Origin of the sequence: Levilactobacillus sp. FUA 3915, from assembly GCF_044053135.1 — a bacterium.
Classification (GTDB): domain Bacteria; phylum Bacillota; class Bacilli; order Lactobacillales; family Lactobacillaceae; genus Levilactobacillus; species Levilactobacillus lanxiensis.
Genome location: NZ_CP168704.1, coordinates 658,800 through 675,654 on the forward strand (window position 1 = coordinate 658,800; position 16,855 = coordinate 675,654).

The window sequence follows — 16,855 nt, forward strand, 5'->3', positions numbered from 1 at the left end:
AACGCAGCCCATTTTCACCAGCCCGGAGGCGCTGCCAAGACCACGGACAATTTAACCAGGATCAATAACGGAGGGGTATTCATGAAGCAACAACGGCACACCCTAGCGGCCCTAAGAGTTAGCCGCTGGGTGTATGGGGGAGCATTTCTAATTCCATTCGCCATTCTGTGTTTAATCTTTTGGCGTTTACAGATTACACCGTTTGGCCCACGAAACTTACTATTTAGCGATATCGGGACTCAGTACATCCCCATTCTAGAAAATCTACGGTCAACCGTCCTGCATGGGCAGTTTCACCTATTTTCCTTTTCACTTGGGTCTGGGAGCGGCATTATTCCCCTCCTGACCTACTACGTCATCAGTCCGTTCAATCTCCTGGTCTTCCTCTTCTCGGCGACCAAATTGCCGGTGGCGATGACCTGGATCATTATTTTAAAAATTAGTACGATTGGCCTGACCATGGCTGTTTTCATCCGGCACGCCTTTTTAAAGAGCGGCTGGTCCATGTTACTGTTCACCACGGCCTTTAGCCTGTGCGGGTTCGTTAGCATGTACTTCTATGACATGATGTGGCTGGACTCCCTGATTTGGTTGCCACTGGTCGCCCTGGGGCTGCACCGTATCGTCAGCCTGCACCGCTATGGCCTGTACACGGTTAGCCTGACCGCCACCATTATTAGCAATTACTATATGGGTTATATGACTTGCCTGTTTTCAGTTATGTACTTTATCTACTTAATCATTGAACATCAACCTAACGCCACGCCATTCAAGGACGTTTGGCACATGCACTGGCCGGCCATTCGCCAATTCACGATTGGCTCCCTGGTTGCCGGTGGGATGTCAATGATTGTCCTGATTCCCACAGCGATGGGGATGCTGCTGACCGGGAAAAGTAATTTCTTCATCAATAATTACCTACCCACACCGATGTTTGGGCCGGAAGTGCTTGCCCAGTTTGCGCCGGGAACCAGCACCTACGTCTCCCATTTATACCATGCACCGTCGTTATTCATGGGCACACTGATGTTTCTCCTGCTCATCGTCTACTTCGTCTCCCCCCAGGTTCACGCGGTGGAAAAGAAGCGAACGATGTGGCTCTTAATTGTCATGGGACTGGGCCTATTCGTCACGGTATTAAACACCACATGGCACATGTTCCAACAACCCGCTGGCTTCCCGTACCGGAACGTCTACTTCTTTACGTTTCTGGCGTTGACGACGGCCTACCGGGCTTGGCAAACACACCCGTCCCAGTCGATGAACGACCCGCAAAAAGTCCTCGCTCTGGTCTGGGCCGCGGGTCTACTAGTCATCGGCTTTCTGAGTGCCCAGGTGATTCCGACCGTTTGGGACCACCTGCTGCCCAGCTACAACCACGACCTGTACGTCATGAGCCAGCCGGCCTTTCACCTACTGTGGCCGGCACTGGGCCTGTTGTTGCTCAACACGATGCTGCTCTTCATCACCGAGTGGCGCCCGATTCGCTTAGGCCTAATGGGCGTCCTGATTTCATTTGAACTGGGCGGCACCTTCCTAATGGCCACTCAGGGCATGGAATGGGGATCTCAGCCGAAGTTTGAAAAATACTATCAAAAGGACGCCGCCAACCTCAACCGGGTGACGGCTGCCAAATCGAAACCCAACCTGCACCGCATCGACTTCAGCCATTCCCAAATTGGACGGGCCTACAGCGGCGTTTATAACCACTACAACGATGCCATCATGTTCAATTATCCTGGCGTCAGTTACTACAGTTCCACGCTGAACGAGCAGGCCCGGGTCTTCCAACACGACCTCGGCTACTTCAGTCCCAACGTGCGGCGAATCAGTTCACAAGGCTATTCCAGTCTGACCGACACGCTGATGGGCGTTAAATATCGGCTGAATGCCAAGCACAAAGACCCTGTCTCATTGCTGGACACGTACGCCGGTTTCGGCTTCGCGGTGCCTCAGAAATTTGGTAAGCTCCAGCTGGACGACCAAGCGGCGCTGATCAACCAGCAACGTATCCTGGCGGCCTTAGATGCCCCTAAGAATACGTTGGCGCCCGTGAAGGTCTTGAGCGTCACAACGCATCGCGCTCACGAGGATGACCTGAAACGGGTTGCTGGTTCAACGGATATGCCGAGCCAACGTTTTGTCCAAACCTTTAAGGTGCGAGTCAACGCGACCGGCCTGTTGCACGGCTACTCACCGGCTAACGCGATTATCTACTCGAGTTTGGCGGTCAACGGCCGTTCCGTCAGACCCATGATCAAGGCCGATGGCTACCGGTATTTGGCCAAATTGGGTTGGTTCACCAAGGGTGACGTGCTGAAAATCAGTTACATCACCCAGGAACCACTGGCCGGCTACACCAACCAGTTTGCTTCCATGAACGAGCGGAAATTCGTCAAAATGGTCGATAGCTTAAAGCAACAACGGTTCAAGCTGCGGGCCAACAGTGGCGTTTCCTGGTTATCCGGGGACGTCACGGGGACCACGGACCGCAACCTGCTCTACGTTGCGATTCCGAAGACACCGGGCTGGTCGGCCACGGTTAACGGCAAACCGGTCGCCATCCAATCGGCCATGCATGCGCAATCGCTGCTTCCCGTGCGCCACAACTATCCGGGCATGATTGGCGTGCCACTCAAGCCGGGCAAGAATCACGTCGTCCTGCACTACACTACGCCAGGACTGAAGTTGGGCATGACCATTAGTTTGGCCAGTTTCGTCGTCTTCATCCTCCTGTGGTTCACGGTGGAATGGCAACGGCCCCTTAAGAAACGCGAAGAAGATTTAGCAAATCAACATCATTTCTAACCAAAATAAGCTGACGTTAACCCTTCACAGGTTAGTGCCAGCTTTTCGTTTACAAAAATTTAAGTAACTGTTGAATCGTGCCGTTTTCCAAAATAATAAAGAGTCCCAGGCCAATATAGATGGCCGAAATGACCCAGCGATTGTAGCGTTCGATGAACTCGCCGACCCCCGGCAGACAGGAGATTTTCTGTGCCGTGAACACCAGCAAGTAGATCATGATCAGGAAGACGATGAGCGTCACGATGAGCTGTTGGCGGGTCAGCGTCACAAAGTACGGCACGAACAGCCCGAGGTTGTCCGCCCCACAACTCCCGATGGTCACAATGGCTACGGTCTCGGTCAACTTACTGAGGCCCTTGCTGTGCAGGCGTTCCTTCGCCTTGGCCTCCCCGGAGTCTTCAACGAACCAGACCCGAATCCCAAAGTAGATGGGAATCAATCCCAATAAGCCCAACAACCATTTTTCGGGCACATAGTGCAGTACGAAAGCAAAAAAGAGGCTCATCAAAATCAACGCCACGGATCCCAGGTATTGGCCCAGGTAAATATCCAGGTACTGGCGTTTGTCTTTGACGTGGGCAAAATAAATCAAGAGGATGACAAGCAGGTCAACGGCGGTGGCGGTATACAACATCACGGCCGTCAGAATGGTCTGGAACATGACGGGCACTCCAATCTGTAGTGAAAGCTCTTACAATTGCAGTGTATCACATTTTCCGCTACCGACAAGTAGGCAATTCCCTAACGACGGGAAATGGTGAAAATTGGAAACAAAAAATGAGCCAACCACCAAGTTTGTTTGTGGCTGACTCATTCGATTGCATTGTTTCTTATTGATTAAGTGTCGCGTCGCCAAACAATGTTTGTTAGACACACGAAAGCCGACTACAGCCGACCACGAATCAAACGAGTCTCAGCCGCAGGGCTGGTGAAAATGGGCCAGTCGTGGCAGTGACCAGAGGCGCGCCAAGGTACCCGGCTGTGTCGGTGGACCACCCTCTCAATTAATTAAAGGCAGCACAATCACTACACAAATGCTAACAAAAACAACTACAAGCGACCACGAATCAAACCAGTCTCAGCCGCAGGGCTGGTGAAAATGGGCTCAGCCGTGGGAGTTGCCTTAGCGGGTTTCCCGCTTAGGTAACTGCTATCTTTGAGACGCGCTCTTCGGCTCAAAGTAAGTCTGGAGACCGCCCTTCGGCTCCAGACGTGCGCCCACAGCGCCACGGCCCATTTTCACCAGTCCGGAGGCGTCGCCAAAGATCATAGTTTTATTCGGACGGACGGACCTTGGAGCGGTCGACTTCCCCATGGTGCACGCGGTCCATCGTCCACCGCAACAGGAACGGTGCCAACAGCGTCGCGATAATGATGGCCGCCACGATTGCTGAGTAGCGGACCGGTGACATCAGCTTAGCGGCGTACCCAATTTGCGCGATGATCAAGGCCATTTCGCCCCGAGAGACCATTCCGGCGCCCACTGCAGCGGAACTGCCCCAGGAGAAGCCGGCCATTTTGGCCCCACTCCCGGCACCAATCAACTTGGACAGAACGGCCACGGCCGTCAAGACTAGGATGAACCCAATCTGTTTGCCCAACCCATTGAAGTCCATGTTCAACCCAATGCTGACAAAGAACACGGGGATGAACAGCGCGTAGCCGACGGGCTCAATGTGCCGGTCGACCGTGGAGCGCGCCGTCGTTTGGGAAATAGCGATACCGGCAAAGAAGGCCCCGACCACGTCGCTTAAGCCAACGAGTTCGGCTACGTAAGCCATCCCGAAACACAGAATGATGGCCATCAGCGTTGGCCCCATTGGAATCAATAGGCGTTCACCAATTTTGGCCATGTAAGGCGCTAACCAGCGAACCACAAAGTAAATGGCCGCAAAGTAAATCACTTGTTCAATCGTGGTCAGTAAGAGGCTGCTAGACTGCGCGGCACTCTCACCAACGGCGGTCCCGGTCGTGCTGACCAGCACACTTAAAATCACAACGGCCAACACGTCATCAACCACGGCGGCCCCCAGAATCGTGGTCCCCTCGCGGCTATTTAACGCGTTCATTTCCTTTAAGACTTCCACGGAAATTGAAACGGAGGTCGCGGCAAAAATCACACTGATGAATAAACTTTCCGTGACGCCCAGGTTGTAAAACATCCCCACGGCGTACGTCCCCAAAACGGGAATCAGCACCCCCATGAGGGCGACCAACACGCTGGGTTTCAGGTAGCGTTTCAACAGTTGTAAATCACTTTCGAGTCCGGCGATGAACATCAGGATGATGACCCCGATTTCCGCAAAGCCTTCCAGTGAATGGCTGAGTGAGATCCAGCCCAACATGGCCGGTCCCACTAGGACCCCCACTAACAGTTGACCGATGACGGCCGGAATCCCGATACGGGTACAGTAGTGTCCCACCACGGTTGTTGCCAATAAGATTAACGTTAAGTCTTTTAATAGTTCCACAAGTTTCCTCCCTCGCACGAAAAAAGCGACCGCCATAAAACGGTCCCCCCAACCCAAGGAGGACGCCGTTCTTGAAAGCAATCGCTTCAACCATCTCTAATTCATATTTCATACAGTATACTAGAAAACGCCACCAATCGCAACACAGACGACCACGCTCTGTCAGGCTACGCAATATATTGGTGATAAAATTGCCTGCGAGCGCAAACTTAATTACCCGTTGAAGGACTAATCGTGGTAAACTAATAACGATTGTGAGGTGACACGTGTGAAGTGGCTTGAATCTAATTTAGTCGTGATCTTTTGGTCCGTTATCTTCGGCGAAGTTATGGGTTACATCGGTGGTACGTTGGAACAAATGACTTGGGAACCCATGAAAATTGGGATCTGGATGGCAGTAGTCGCTGTGATTGCGGTCAACGGAATCACGCTACTTAGCCGTGATAACCAAGCTTCCAGTGATAAAAAGTCACGTTAAGCTTGATCGATAAACGGAGCCTTGGCTGATGCTGAGGCTTTTTTGGCGTCAAAAATAGCGGCAATCATCCGGTTATGCTGGGTGGTTGCCGCTTTGTCGTTCTAAGTATCAACTGGCTTACCGCGCCCGAACATAGGTCATCGATTGACCGTTAAACGACCACTTCAAGGCAGGCTGTTGCTGGTAGTGCGTGCGTTGCAGGGTGTTGTACGCCCCCACCTGCATGCCCCCGGCAATCTTAAAGACCGAGATGCTGTGCTTGCCTTGATAGACCCCCAGTTCCTTGCCCGCGTAAGATCCAAACTGGCTCTTAAACGAACGCGCGGTAATTTTTAATTTGAGATTCTTTTTCGCTGACCAAGTGGCATGCTTTAATTTCCAAGTCCCCCGATAAGCCTGTGGCACCGACTGATAAACGCTCTGCGCAGCGGCCGGCTGGGGTGCCTCTAATAGCGTAGTGGCCCCCAAGCCCAAAGTGGTCGCAGCAATTGTCGTCATGAATAATTGTTTCAGCATAGCTATCCACTCCCCTCACCATTTAGCGTATCACTAGATGAGCAGAGTTTGGGCACTAGGAAACCGTTTGGCAAGGTAACTTAACAAAGAAACTTGGCGTGACGTGCAGAGAACAATGGCACGTTGGAGCAGGTACGCGTTCCACTATTAGGACACAAACGGCGTGAGCGTCCCGGCCAGCACCAACCACCTCAAGACCTAACCGAGCAACGGGTCAAACCCGTGTCAGCCACGGGGCTGGGAAAACTGGGCCGGTCGTGGGAGTGACCAGAGGCGCGCCAAGGTGACCAGCTGTGTCGGTGGTCTTGGCTGGAGTTTTGTTCCAGCCTAGCCCACGGGGCAACCTTTGAGACCGCCCCTCAGGCTCAAAGTTGAGGTGGAAGCCCGCCCTTTGGCTGGAACCGACCCCACAGCAGGGCACCTTGAGCGCGCCGCCGGGAACGGACGCGACCAGGCCCAGTTTTCACCAGCCCGGTAGCAACGACAAGGTTAACCCGTTACTTGGCTTTGACGTAGTAGGCGGTTGAGGTGTTGAACGTCCACTTCAGCGCGACCTGGTTCTTATAGTGCGTCCGGCGCAAAACGTTGTACTCGCCAACCTGCTTCCCATTGGCGATTTGGAAGACGGACACATACTTCTTGCCAACCTTCTTACCAATGTGAACACCCAGTTGTTTGTCCTTGTATGTACCGAAATCACTCTTAAAGACCCGCGCCTTAATCTTCAGCTGACTGCCCTTTTTCACGCGACCGGTCGAATGTTTGAGCTTCCAAGTCCCCCGGTAACGCTTGGGAATCTTCTGGTAAACGCTCTGCTTAGCGGCTGCCGGTTGTGGTGCCTGGATGAGGCCTTCAAACCCCAGTCCCAAGGCGCTAACGGCTAAAACAGTCATCACTTTATTTCGTAACATATGATCCGCTCCCTTCATAGGTTTAGTTTATCACGAAAACGGTTACTTTAGCAGGTAAATGCAACGCTCTCTGACGTAAAAAAGCGCGTTCGACTGGCTGTCGACCACGCTTAAAATCACGCTAAATATTTTCTTCCGCTCGAATCTGATTCTTAATGCCATTCATGTCCTGGTCCAATTGATGCACCAGCTCGGCCTTGGCAATCAACTCACGCCGCAACTCATCTTGGTGGCGCACATTCTTCTTATAACTTAATTCATGCTCGAGTGAGGCCCAGAAATTCATGGCAATCGTGCGAATCTGGACCTCGACCGTGACCTCCTGAACGCCAGCCGCCAAAAAGACGGGCACCGCTAGAATCAGGTGGAGGCTCCGATAGCCGTTGGGTTTCGGCTTTGAGACATAATCCTTGCGATTTAAAATTTTAATATCCGGTTGTTTCTCCAAGCGCCGTTCCATGGACAAAATATCATCCTCGAAGCGCACGATGACGCGGATACCAGCAATGTCATGCATCTGATCCGGTAACGTCTGCAGGTTCAGTGCCAAGTGTTTGCGCTGCACCTTTTCGATGATACTCTCCGGCGACTTGATGCGTGACTGCAGGCTATCGACCAGCGTGTGGCCATTTTGAATTTGATATTCCTGGTCGAGGTAGTGAATCTTGGTTTCAACCACCTGGACTGCACTCCGATAATTTAACATCAACGCGCGAAACTGATCGATGGCTTTCAGTGAAGTCGGGTCGTTGGGAAACTGCGCGGGTAAGTTCTCGTTAGCCATTAATTTACACTCCTTTTAGCGGGTCGCTTGTGCCATTGCCGCATTTCGGGCACCAGCCACGCTAGTAATAAGAAATTTAATAACAGCGTCAAGGCGGTAAACATAAAGACGCCGTTGTAATTGAACCAGTTGGCGACCACCCCACCCAACATGGCGCCCAGCATACTGCCGAGGGCCTGGAAGGATTGGTTCCAGCTAAAGACCGTCCCGGTCAAGGATTGTGGCGCATTCTTCGTCAACATCGTCTGCACAGCCGGGAACAGGGCCCCGTCCGAGATGCCAATCATGAACCGGAAAATGCCGAGTAGCCAAACGCTGGTCACAAAGCCTTGAGGGAAGTACATCAGGACGGCAAAGACGTAGCCGAACACCAACACGCGCTGCGTTCCGTGGCGGTCACCATACTCACCTAATTTCGGGGCCGCCAACAACGTCGAAATTCCTGGTAAGGCCGCGATGATTCCGGCAACCAGCGTGATGGGTCCGGTATGATGCATCAACTGCCGGACGTATAGACTAATGATTGGGGTAATGGAATTATTGCCCATTTGAATAAACATGGTCGAGATCAATAACACCACGATGAGGGTCGGATTCTTCACCTGTTTCAGGAAAAAGCCGGCCTGAGCCTGGCGCGCCTTACTGATGGGCGTAAAGTGTTCGTGGACCAGCGTTGCGCTCAGGAAGAACACGATAATCAGGAAAATCCCGGTTAGGATAAACGTCCAGCGAATCGAAAACACTTGGGCCAGGATACCACCCAACACCGGGCCAATCAAATTACCGCTCACATAACCAGTCGTCAGGATGCCCAGGGCGTTGCCACTCTTCTCCTTCGGTGTTTCCGACGCAATCAGTGCACTGGCATTGGGGATGTACCCCGCAAAGAAGCCTTGTAAGAAACGCAGGCCAATCAGCTGCCACACGTTGGTCACAAACCCCATCAAGCCAATGACGGCGGCCATCCCCAGCGAGGACCGTAGCAGCATGAGTTTCCGGCCTTTCCGATCCGCCAGTTTGCCCCATAACGGTGACACCACGGCAATCACAAAGAAGGTCGCCGCGTAGGTCAGCCCACTATACATAGTCAGCTGGCCTTTGGTGAATGTCCCCAGATCATCGACGTATAACGAAATAAATGGCATGATTTCACTGAATCCCATGCCAGCAATAAATGTCCCTAACCATAAGACGGCTAAATTTCGCCGCCATTGCTCGGTCTTGCGTGTTCCCACGGTGAGTCGCCTCTCGTTTCTGAAAATCTACTTACCTTTTAGTTTAGCATAACCGCGCCAACTGTCACTTGATTTTGCTAACCCATTTCCCCGCAAAAAAAGCCCGAGAGTCGCCCCTCGAGCTTCACACATTCTTCTATTCTGTGGCTTATCCTTTAACCCCAATCGCTAATGCGATGAGTAAGATAATTAACACTAACGTGGTGATGGCCACGTACAGGTGATCCTTTTCTTTATAAAAAGCGTAGATGGAAACGACGACCCGCAAGACGGGCGTTAAAATCAGGCAGTACACCCCAAGCATCATGATGGCGAAGGGCTTTAATTGCCACGTTCCAGCCAGAATCATCCCCATTTGCCGGGGTACGAAATTCCCATCGTAGCCGGAGTAACCGGTAATCAGGAATAAAGCTAAGCCAATCAACATGACAATGGCGGAGAAAATAACCCCAACCTGAAGAATTCGCCCAATAATGGTTTCGACCTGTGCCATTTCTCTGGCGGTCGTTGCTGGTTTTTGTGCCATTAGAAGTGAACCCCCAATCCTTTAAATAACATTTCAAATCCAATGTACAAAATAATTGGAATAAAGACGATGCGAATCCACCGTGCTGGCAGAACTTGCATGATCCGTGAGCCAATCACGGCACCACCCAAGATCCCTAAGGCCATCGGAACGGCGATTCCTGGTAAAATCGCGCCGTTAAAGAAGTACACCGTGGCACTCGCTGCTGCCGTAACCCCCATCATCAAGTTGGACGTTGAACTGGAAGGTTTCAGCGGCATCTTCATAAAGGTATCCAATGCCATCACCTTGAAGGCACCGGACCCAATGCCCAGCAACCCACTAGCGACCCCGGCCCCAAACATCACGGAAAAACCGGCTGGCACGTTTTCAACCTGGTAATCAATATCTTTCATTTCGGCCTTATCAAAGTAAGTCCCGTTTAATTTCAACTTCGCCGCTATCTTATCCGGTTCGACCCGTTGTAAGACTTCGGACCCGCGCCGCAACTTGCGGTACATGTTCCACCCGGAGAAAACGAGCAGGCATCCGAATAAGAGGTACAAGTATTTGGGATCCAAGACCCCGGTTAACAAGGCCCCCACGATGGCCCCAATGGTCGTCGCAATTTCCAAGAACATAGCGACCCGCAGATTTAACACGTTATCGCGCAGGTAAGCGATGGTTGATCCTGAACTAGTGGCGATAACGGCAATGATACTAGCCCCAATCGCGTATTTAATGTTTAACCCCATCCCGAGGGTTAAGATTGGCGTGATAATCATCCCACCACCGATACCTAAAATGGCCCCGGCGATTCCGGCGAAGATACCCACGGCCAACATAATAATGGCTGTATGAATCATAAGTGACTAATGCCTCCTTCATCAATTTACTTAACCGATTATCAACCTTTGCGGGGATGGCGGCAAGTTTGCCAGAGAATAATTCGTCGCTTGTTTGTTAAATGTTTCACATTTACAATTGGCTTAATACCAGCGTTTTTAAAATTGTTTGTTCTATTTTGTGTATCTATAAATATAATGTTTTTCTTAACCCCAATGTTTTTCAGCCAATTTCCACCCTTAACTAATGGGAAACGTTCAGGCTTACAATCGCTTTCATAAGCAAAAGAAGTTGCCATACAAAAATCATATGGCAACTTCTTTTATTTTGTATTTAACATATGCCAGACTGCCGCCTGCAACCGCGACTTTAGCCTCAGTAGCTGTCGATAAACCGCTGAAGGAGCGGGCTAGGCGTGATTTGTTCCGGCCAAACCAACTTCAGGGTGGTGCGCCATGGTTGATACCGAATTTGTCGGACACTGGTTTGCAGACCACTCGTCTGTTCCGCCACCGACTGTGGCACGACCGCCACCCCCATCCGGGATTCGGCCCATTGGACCGCCGTTCGGGCATCATCACAGGTACAGGCAATGAATGGCGCCATTTGCTTTTCAGCGAAAGTCGCCTGGAACAGGTGCTCGAACCGCCGATAAATAATCAGGGGAACGGTTGCTAAGTCCTCAACCTTTAACGTAGCCGCTGGAAAGTGATCATACTTCTTGGGCACCACGGCCACCATCGACTCCGAAGCGAGGTCCTTGCTGGCCAATCCCGGTGCCGTAAAGGGCGTCCGCACGATGGCCACATCAATTAGATGTTTTTCTAACCGATCAATCAAACCATACGTGTTGTCCTCAAACAAGCGAATCTGGACCTTGGGGTAATGGCGCGTGAGGGTGCGGAGCTTGGCGTTCGGCGTCGCCCCAATCGACGATGAAATCACGCCGACCGACAACACGCCCGCTAACCCTTGTCCTAGCGACCGCACCTGGCTGTCCGCCCGGTCTCTGAGATCGACCAGTTGTTGCGCATAGTCCCGCAGAAGCTGTCCCGCGGGCGTTAACGTTGTCCCACTAGCGGAGCGGTTCAAGAGGGTCACGCCCATTTCCGTTTCTAACTGTTTTAACTGATAACTCAATGGCGGTTGCGCCATATGCAGCTGTTGCGCCGCTGCCGTAATCTGACCGGCATTGGCCACCGCCAAAAAATATTCTAGTTGTCGAAAATTCACCGAGAAGACCCCCACCGTTTTTTTCCATTATACCAAACCTTTAAGGCAGACCGGTCTCCCCGGTAATGGAACGCTGCTGGTTCTTGTTGGGCCGTTGATACCGATCCTTGGCCGGTAAGTTTTCTTTCAAGAGATATTGCCGGATCAACAAGACAATCTGCTTGTTTTGCGGCAGGTCCGAGTGGGTCGTATCGTCCCCGGTAACCGTGATTTGGGTGTAGTGCGCCACCTGATTTTGGAAGACATATTTCCCCTGGTTAACGCTGTTCGCTGGCACCGTACCGTCGCTTGAATAATTTTCCGTTCCGGCTACGGAGTACACGGTCAGTTTCTTTGGCAGTTTGCTCCGGCCCGCGACCAACTCTTTGAGAATGGCCGTCCGGGTCGTTGTACTATCGGATTCCATATTATACGGTGTCGCGATGGTCATCAGTTTATCAATGGCCACGTGCTTGATCTGCGGGAAGTCCTTCTCTAGAAATAGGCTGAGAATCAACCCACCATTGGAATGACCCAGCGCCGAAAAATGATTGAAGTGATAGGTCTTTACGAGGTCCTTAATTGCTAGGGACAACCACTTCGCCTGCTTGTTGATATTTTCATAGCCGTCACGATTATTTTCAAAAGCTATCACAATAAACGGCTGATTATCTCCCTGCCGAATCGATCCGGTATAGGAAATTTGGCCGTTCTCAGCCACTTTGACCTTTAACACGCTATGACTAGCCTTGGTTTCTTTACGCAACTGCGTAATCAACGTATCAAAGCGATTTTGACTCGCACTCGACCCCGGGACCATGATGGTCGGGTTCAAGGGCGTTTTATAGTTTGTTTTATATTGGGTGATACGCTGCTGCATCCAGCCCACGCTTGGGAGAAAGATCACCAGCACGACAATCACCCCGATAAGCCACCGCCACCAACTATGCCGCATGGTCCTCGCCCCCTTCGTGATTCAGTAGCCGAACAAATGGGACATAGATCAAGACCGAAATAGTTAAACACACCAAACTAAGCAGTAAGGCGCGCCAGTCGCCACCGGTACCCAGAAAGGCAATCAGTGGTCCTGGCGTCGTCCGCGGTACCGGATACACGATTGGCGGGACCAGCTTCCAGGTAATGGCAAACCAGGCCAACACGATGTTCACTGCGGGCGCTACCAGAAATGGAATCAGCAGGATTGGATTGTACAAAACAGGCAACCCCAGTAACGTAGGTTCATTCAAATTAACCAAGTTGGGCAAGAAAGTCTGGCTCGCTACCCGCCGGTAACTGGCCTGTTTGGAAACCAATCCAATCGCTAACAGTAGGGCCAACGTCATGCCGGCACCCCAACCAGACCCATGCTGAACAGCGTAGGCCAGATTTTGCAAAGAGGTCACCGAGCTGTTCCCAGCCAACGAAATGGGACCGATAAAGCCCAACCACCACAGAACGTTGCTCAGCGTCGTCACACCTAAAATCACGAACCCCCGGTGGCCGGGGTTCGCCACGGTCGCGCTCAACGCCTGGTAGACCAAATCATTCATGCCACCGTCCGTGAACCAACTGAAGCCATAACCCAATGCCACCGTTATAATCAGCACAAAAATGGTCGGCCACGCGACCCGGCTGGCCCAGGACATCTGCCCGAAACGGGGATGGCGTTGCTGCCAATTTGTTAGGCTCGCCATTAAATGACTTCCCAGCCACCCCACTGCCAGACCAACCACAATGGCCAAGAAAATGCCTTGCGGGCCTAAATTATTCTCAACAAATAACGACATGCCGTCACTCTCAGAGTTAGGCATTCCCAGCATATCGTAATTCACGTTGAGCGCCAGAAATGCCAGCGCACTCATCACACCAACGGCTAAGGCATCCCCACGATAGGTTCGCGCCAGATAATGTCCCACGGTAAACGCCACAATCACAGCTGTTACGCCACTGATCACCAGGCTGATTGCCTGAAAGAACTGTTGCCACAAGTCGATACCGGGCAGCCAACTCCCAATATGATAAATTTGGTAAAAAAAGCCACTGGAAGCTAAAAAGCTCTGACCGACAACGTCTACTAAAGTCATCACTAAAATAAAGGGGTACGCTACTCGTAACGCCTCTTTAATCGCCCGCATGGCTCGCCACTGTTCCATTCGCTGATTAATCCGCCACAATCCCCGTAGCGGTTGCCATCTTCCCATCATTCATCGACCCCTTATCCCTTTAACTGTTTTCATTATACGGCCTTTCCGTAAAAATTGGCGGCCCAGGTCTTATAAATTTACTAATGTTAAAGGGATGCTGGTTTTCGGTAGAACTTAATGAACCCCGTCACGCCGTTTCACCGCCCGCCACACCGTGCTGGTACTGAGGCCGAAGCGGTCGGCAATCTCGCGATAGGTCTGCCCAGCTGCTCGCAACTGTTGTAAGGTCGTCGCTGCTGGTTGGGCGGCTGGCTGGGATGCGATGGGCACGGGAACCACCGTTGGCAATTGCAGAATGGGTGGCGCTAGTGGCCGCGGTTCCTGGATAACCACCGGATCAGCCTGTTTGATACGGGCCAACTCATCGATCACAAAATGGGTCGTCTGCGCATCCCATAAGGCATTGTGTTGCTTGGGGTTGAAAATGTTCAGCAGGCCCGCAATCCCATTTAACGGCAGAAAATGATGGGTATCCTTTTGATGATTACTGCGATTAATGACCTGATTGGTGTACAGGCTCCCGTCAAACACGCAGAGTGGCGCCATTAATGCCGCCCGGTCTTCTTCTGCCAAATACGGCAGATTCACCGCCAGCGTGTGGCGGAGTAAGCGCAGATCATTGCCCTGGTCCCAGAAAACAAGCGGTAACTGCCGCCGTAAGACTTGCTGGATAAAGTCCTTCAATACGGTCAGTGGCCGGGCTTGTTCCTCATAGTCAGCCAAGGACGTGCCCGTTTCCTTGAGCCCACGCAGTTTCATTTCCGCGGCAAAGGCAGGCTGATCAAAATAACGATTGAAATAGATATCCAGGGGCTGGTTCCCCCGATACCCCAACGCGGCTAGCTGAAAGATTCCGGCCTTCTCGCCATCAATGGTCGTTCGATCCATGGCGATGTGGTCGCCCGTTCGTTGCGTCCGAAAGAGAATTCCAAACTCGCAGTCAATGACGACGTATTCGCGTGGAATCTCCTGCAACACCCGAATGTTGGGAAAGACCGAGCGCAATTGCGCGCTGGACTGGGCAACTAGCGTGGGGTGTTCCGAGGCAAACTGGTAGCCGTGGCTGTGAATCCGCGACACCGAATCCAAGCCATCCGCATCCGTATCGTAAGCCATAATTTTTTTGCTCCCTAAGACAAAGGTCCGTCCCGATGTGAAGAAAATTTTAAACCGGTCTTTCTTGTCAATCATGATGGAGAGTACCTTGCCCCACGTGCTTAACACCGGCGTTAATTGGCCATTGGCTTCGACCTGATAAACGGGATAGTCTAACATAAATAGATTGTGTTCTTGCGTGGTAGTATTATCCGGAACAGTCTGTTCCAAATACACGATTTTGGCGGTCATATTCATCCCCCATTTCCACTTTCCTCCGTTAAGACAAGAACACCCTCTTCCCAGATGACTCGGTGAAGAGGGCGTTCTTGTCCTATGACGGTTCGACTTCAGCCGGTTCCGTCACCATTTCTTGGCTCACGACGGCAGCAGCTTCCTTTTGCTCAGCGGTCGCCTGTAACCAAGCGCGGCTTTCTAGGTGACTCAAAATAAACTGATTTTCCAGCAGATTACTGTACTCCTCCACGGAAATCAGTACAACGTTATGCTTGTTCTTACGGGTAATCATCAAGGGTTCTTGATTATTGGTCACTCGCTTCATGTAGTGCTTTAACTTCTTCCGGAAAAACGCGTAACTCGTTGCGTCCATAATGTCCCTCCCCAGGTTCATTGCTGCTGGTCTAAGTCACTCAGTTCTGGCACCACGTTCGTCTGGCAATCATTGTCAGATCCACACACGTCATCAGTTGCTGGTCATCCCCTGAACGCTCAGCAAACCCGGTTCCGGCCGAAGGACCTGCCGGGTTGCGTTTTCCAGGGGAATGATTGCGCCCCCTCACCAATGATTACCCCAATGTTAACGGATAAAGTCCCCGGCGTATAGCCTATTTACACAACATTTACATACAAATTTCACAATAATGAAAGCACAACAATCCTTGTATAACAGCATTTATACGACCGCAAAAAAAGCCGAGAGCTTTCACTCCCGACCAGTCATTACCGATGTTGATTCAAATAGGTGACCGTGTCTCGGCCCAAGCGGTTCATGGCGCGATACTGCTGATACTGATTGCCCTGTTGCGCCATCACCACGACCGTGTAGGTGCCGTGAGACGTCTTAAAGAGACTCGCATCGTTCTGGACACCCTTGGCTGGAAACTCGCCAGTCTTGTTGTACACGGCGGCGTGCGTCACCAACTTGGGTAGCTTGCTATGATTCTTGCAATGATGTAACAGGTTCATCATTTGCTTATCCCGAGTTTTCCCTAACAACTTATGTTGCGAGACTAACGTTAAGAACCTGGTCAAATCATGCACCGATGTGTAGTTATCATGCCCGCGACTAATTGCCCGCGTGTCCATCATGTACCGCTTTAAATGCGTGTGCTTAAAGCCATACTGTTTGGCGGTTTTATTGACCAATTTGAACCCACCTAGCCGATGAATCAAGGCGTTGGTGGCCGTGTTGTCGGAATTATAAATCATCCGTTTCAAATTAGTCTTCACCGTCTTGGTCAGTTTCAAATGGTGATCCTGGGCCCGTTTGAAAATCGTCAGCATCACGTACACCTTAATGGTACTGGCCGACCGCTGTGCCTGCACCTTGTGATTGCCCGTGGTCACGCTTAGCGGCCGCTGACCCAAGCGCGTGACCTGGACCGACCACCGGCCGTGAACCGGTGCCATGTCCCGTTTGATAACCTTCTTAATGGCCGTTTTTTCGTGCGGAACCGTCGTTGCCTGGGCCGGTACCGTGGACCCCAACAACCCTAACGCTAAGGCACCCACAATGCCGAATCTAAGCCATTTTTTACCTACCATACTTA

General features: G+C 51.6%; 17 protein-coding genes. 2 read left to right on the top strand and 15 right to left on the bottom strand.

Translation table 11 applies throughout. From position 1 onward, the window contains the following. Positions 1-81 precede the first annotated feature (81 nt). Positions 82-2,808 carry a YfhO family protein gene (locus tag ACEPST_RS03345; protein ID WP_395390500.1) on the top strand — a complete coding sequence of 909 codons (2,727 nt, stop codon included), beginning with the start codon at positions 82-84 and terminating at the stop codon, positions 2,806-2,808. Between the two features lie 49 nt (positions 2,809-2,857). Here the strand turns inward: ACEPST_RS03345 and ACEPST_RS03350 are convergent, their stop codons facing one another. Both ACEPST_RS03350 and ACEPST_RS03355 read right to left on the bottom strand, forming a co-directional pair. Further along, positions 2,858-3,469, bottom strand: a complete 612-nt coding sequence (locus tag ACEPST_RS03350) for a CadD family cadmium resistance transporter (RefSeq protein WP_204121717.1) — start codon at positions 3,467-3,469, stop codon at positions 2,858-2,860. A 613-nt stretch (positions 3,470-4,082) separates the two neighbouring features. Continuing rightward, complete coding sequence (locus tag ACEPST_RS03355) at positions 4,083-5,279, bottom strand: cation:proton antiporter (protein ID WP_203642307.1); 1,197 nt, start codon at positions 5,277-5,279, stop codon at positions 4,083-4,085. Between the two features lie 268 nt (positions 5,280-5,547). Here ACEPST_RS03355 and ACEPST_RS03360 point away from each other — a divergent pair, with 268 nt between their 5' ends. Next, positions 5,548-5,757 carry a YjzD family protein gene (locus ACEPST_RS03360; RefSeq protein WP_125764614.1) on the top strand — a complete coding sequence of 70 codons (210 nt, stop codon included), beginning with the start codon at positions 5,548-5,550 and terminating at the stop codon, positions 5,755-5,757. Positions 5,758-5,874: 117 nt separating this feature from the next. Here ACEPST_RS03360 and ACEPST_RS03365 read toward each other — a convergent pair whose 3' ends face one another. The 13 genes from ACEPST_RS03365 to ACEPST_RS03425 all read right to left on the bottom strand — a co-directional run bounded on the left by ACEPST_RS03365 (position 5,875) and on the right by ACEPST_RS03425 (position 16,850). Beyond that, a complete protein-coding gene (locus ACEPST_RS03365; protein ID WP_204121718.1) occupies positions 5,875-6,273 on the bottom strand; it encodes a hypothetical protein in 399 nt (132 codons plus the stop codon). Between the two features lie 497 nt (positions 6,274-6,770). Beyond that, positions 6,771-7,184, bottom strand: a complete 414-nt coding sequence (locus ACEPST_RS03370; RefSeq protein WP_125764610.1) for a hypothetical protein — start codon at positions 7,182-7,184, stop codon at positions 6,771-6,773. 121 nt (positions 7,185-7,305) lie between these two features. After that, positions 7,306-7,968 carry a GTP pyrophosphokinase gene (locus ACEPST_RS03375; protein ID WP_204121719.1) on the bottom strand — a complete coding sequence of 221 codons (663 nt, stop codon included), beginning with the start codon at positions 7,966-7,968 and terminating at the stop codon, positions 7,306-7,308. Further along, on the bottom strand, positions 7,968-9,203 hold the full coding sequence (locus ACEPST_RS03380; protein WP_204121720.1) for a multidrug efflux MFS transporter: 1,236 nt from the start codon (positions 9,201-9,203) through the stop codon (positions 7,968-7,970). Before ACEPST_RS03380 ends, ACEPST_RS03375 begins: the two co-directional genes overlap by 1 nt. 148 nt (positions 9,204-9,351) lie before the next feature. Next, positions 9,352-9,729, bottom strand: coding sequence for a DUF1634 domain-containing protein (locus tag ACEPST_RS03385; protein ID WP_204121721.1), 378 nt, complete (start codon positions 9,727-9,729; stop codon positions 9,352-9,354). Further along, on the bottom strand, positions 9,729-10,574 hold the full coding sequence (locus tag ACEPST_RS03390; RefSeq protein ID WP_203639194.1) for a sulfite exporter TauE/SafE family protein: 846 nt from the start codon (positions 10,572-10,574) through the stop codon (positions 9,729-9,731). Before ACEPST_RS03390 ends, ACEPST_RS03385 begins: the two co-directional genes overlap by 1 nt. 41 nt (positions 10,575-10,615) lie before the next feature. Beyond that, on the bottom strand, positions 10,616-10,852 hold the full coding sequence (locus ACEPST_RS03395; RefSeq protein ID WP_204121722.1) for a hypothetical protein: 237 nt from the start codon (positions 10,850-10,852) through the stop codon (positions 10,616-10,618). Between the two features lie 77 nt (positions 10,853-10,929). Beyond that, positions 10,930-11,787, bottom strand: a complete 858-nt coding sequence (locus ACEPST_RS03400) for a LysR family transcriptional regulator (RefSeq protein ID WP_204121723.1) — start codon at positions 11,785-11,787, stop codon at positions 10,930-10,932. Positions 11,788-11,827: 40 nt separating this feature from the next. Next, positions 11,828-12,721, bottom strand: coding sequence for an alpha/beta hydrolase (locus ACEPST_RS03405; RefSeq protein ID WP_204121724.1), 894 nt, complete (start codon positions 12,719-12,721; stop codon positions 11,828-11,830). Next, positions 12,711-13,970 carry a PTS transporter subunit EIIC gene (locus ACEPST_RS03410; RefSeq protein ID WP_395390502.1) on the bottom strand — a complete coding sequence of 420 codons (1,260 nt, stop codon included), beginning with the start codon at positions 13,968-13,970 and terminating at the stop codon, positions 12,711-12,713. Before ACEPST_RS03410 ends, ACEPST_RS03405 begins: the two co-directional genes overlap by 11 nt. Before the next feature lie 114 nt (positions 13,971-14,084). Then, on the bottom strand, positions 14,085-15,317 hold the full coding sequence (locus ACEPST_RS03415) for a helix-turn-helix domain-containing protein (RefSeq protein WP_204121726.1): 1,233 nt from the start codon (positions 15,315-15,317) through the stop codon (positions 14,085-14,087). 82 nt (positions 15,318-15,399) lie between these two features. Further along, positions 15,400-15,675 carry a type II toxin-antitoxin system Phd/YefM family antitoxin gene (locus ACEPST_RS03420; protein ID WP_164511328.1) on the bottom strand — a complete coding sequence of 92 codons (276 nt, stop codon included), beginning with the start codon at positions 15,673-15,675 and terminating at the stop codon, positions 15,400-15,402. 350 nt (positions 15,676-16,025) lie between these two features. Then, positions 16,026-16,850, bottom strand: a complete 825-nt coding sequence (locus ACEPST_RS03425; RefSeq protein WP_204121727.1) for a serine hydrolase — start codon at positions 16,848-16,850, stop codon at positions 16,026-16,028. Positions 16,851-16,855 lie beyond the last annotated feature (5 nt).

Excerpts from the sequence above, each read along its gene's own strand:
- ACEPST_RS03345 (WP_395390500.1), top strand. The coding sequence starts at position 82 with ATGAAGCAACAACGGCACACCCTAGCGGCCCTAAGAGTTAGCCGCTGG.
- ACEPST_RS03350 (WP_204121717.1), bottom strand. The coding sequence starts at position 3,469 with ATGTTCCAGACCATTCTGACGGCCGTGATGTTGTATACCGCCACCGCC.
- ACEPST_RS03365 (WP_204121718.1), bottom strand. The coding sequence starts at position 6,273 with ATGCTGAAACAATTATTCATGACGACAATTGCTGCGACCACTTTGGGC.
- ACEPST_RS03370 (WP_125764610.1), bottom strand. The coding sequence starts at position 7,184 with ATGTTACGAAATAAAGTGATGACTGTTTTAGCCGTTAGCGCCTTGGGA.
- ACEPST_RS03375 (WP_204121719.1), bottom strand. The coding sequence starts at position 7,968 with ATGGCTAACGAGAACTTACCCGCGCAGTTTCCCAACGACCCGACTTCA.
- ACEPST_RS03385 (WP_204121721.1), bottom strand. The coding sequence starts at position 9,729 with ATGGCACAAAAACCAGCAACGACCGCCAGAGAAATGGCACAGGTCGAA.
- ACEPST_RS03390 (WP_203639194.1), bottom strand. The coding sequence starts at position 10,574 with ATGATTCATACAGCCATTATTATGTTGGCCGTGGGTATCTTCGCCGGA.
- ACEPST_RS03395 (WP_204121722.1), bottom strand. The coding sequence starts at position 10,852 with ATGGCAACTTCTTTTGCTTATGAAAGCGATTGTAAGCCTGAACGTTTC.
- ACEPST_RS03405 (WP_204121724.1), bottom strand. The coding sequence starts at position 12,721 with ATGCGGCATAGTTGGTGGCGGTGGCTTATCGGGGTGATTGTCGTGCTG.
- ACEPST_RS03410 (WP_395390502.1), bottom strand. The coding sequence starts at position 13,970 with ATGATGGGAAGATGGCAACCGCTACGGGGATTGTGGCGGATTAATCAG.
- ACEPST_RS03415 (WP_204121726.1), bottom strand. The coding sequence starts at position 15,317 with ATGACCGCCAAAATCGTGTATTTGGAACAGACTGTTCCGGATAATACT.
- ACEPST_RS03420 (WP_164511328.1), bottom strand. The coding sequence starts at position 15,675 with ATGGACGCAACGAGTTACGCGTTTTTCCGGAAGAAGTTAAAGCACTAC.
- ACEPST_RS03425 (WP_204121727.1), bottom strand. The coding sequence starts at position 16,850 with ATGGTAGGTAAAAAATGGCTTAGATTCGGCATTGTGGGTGCCTTAGCG.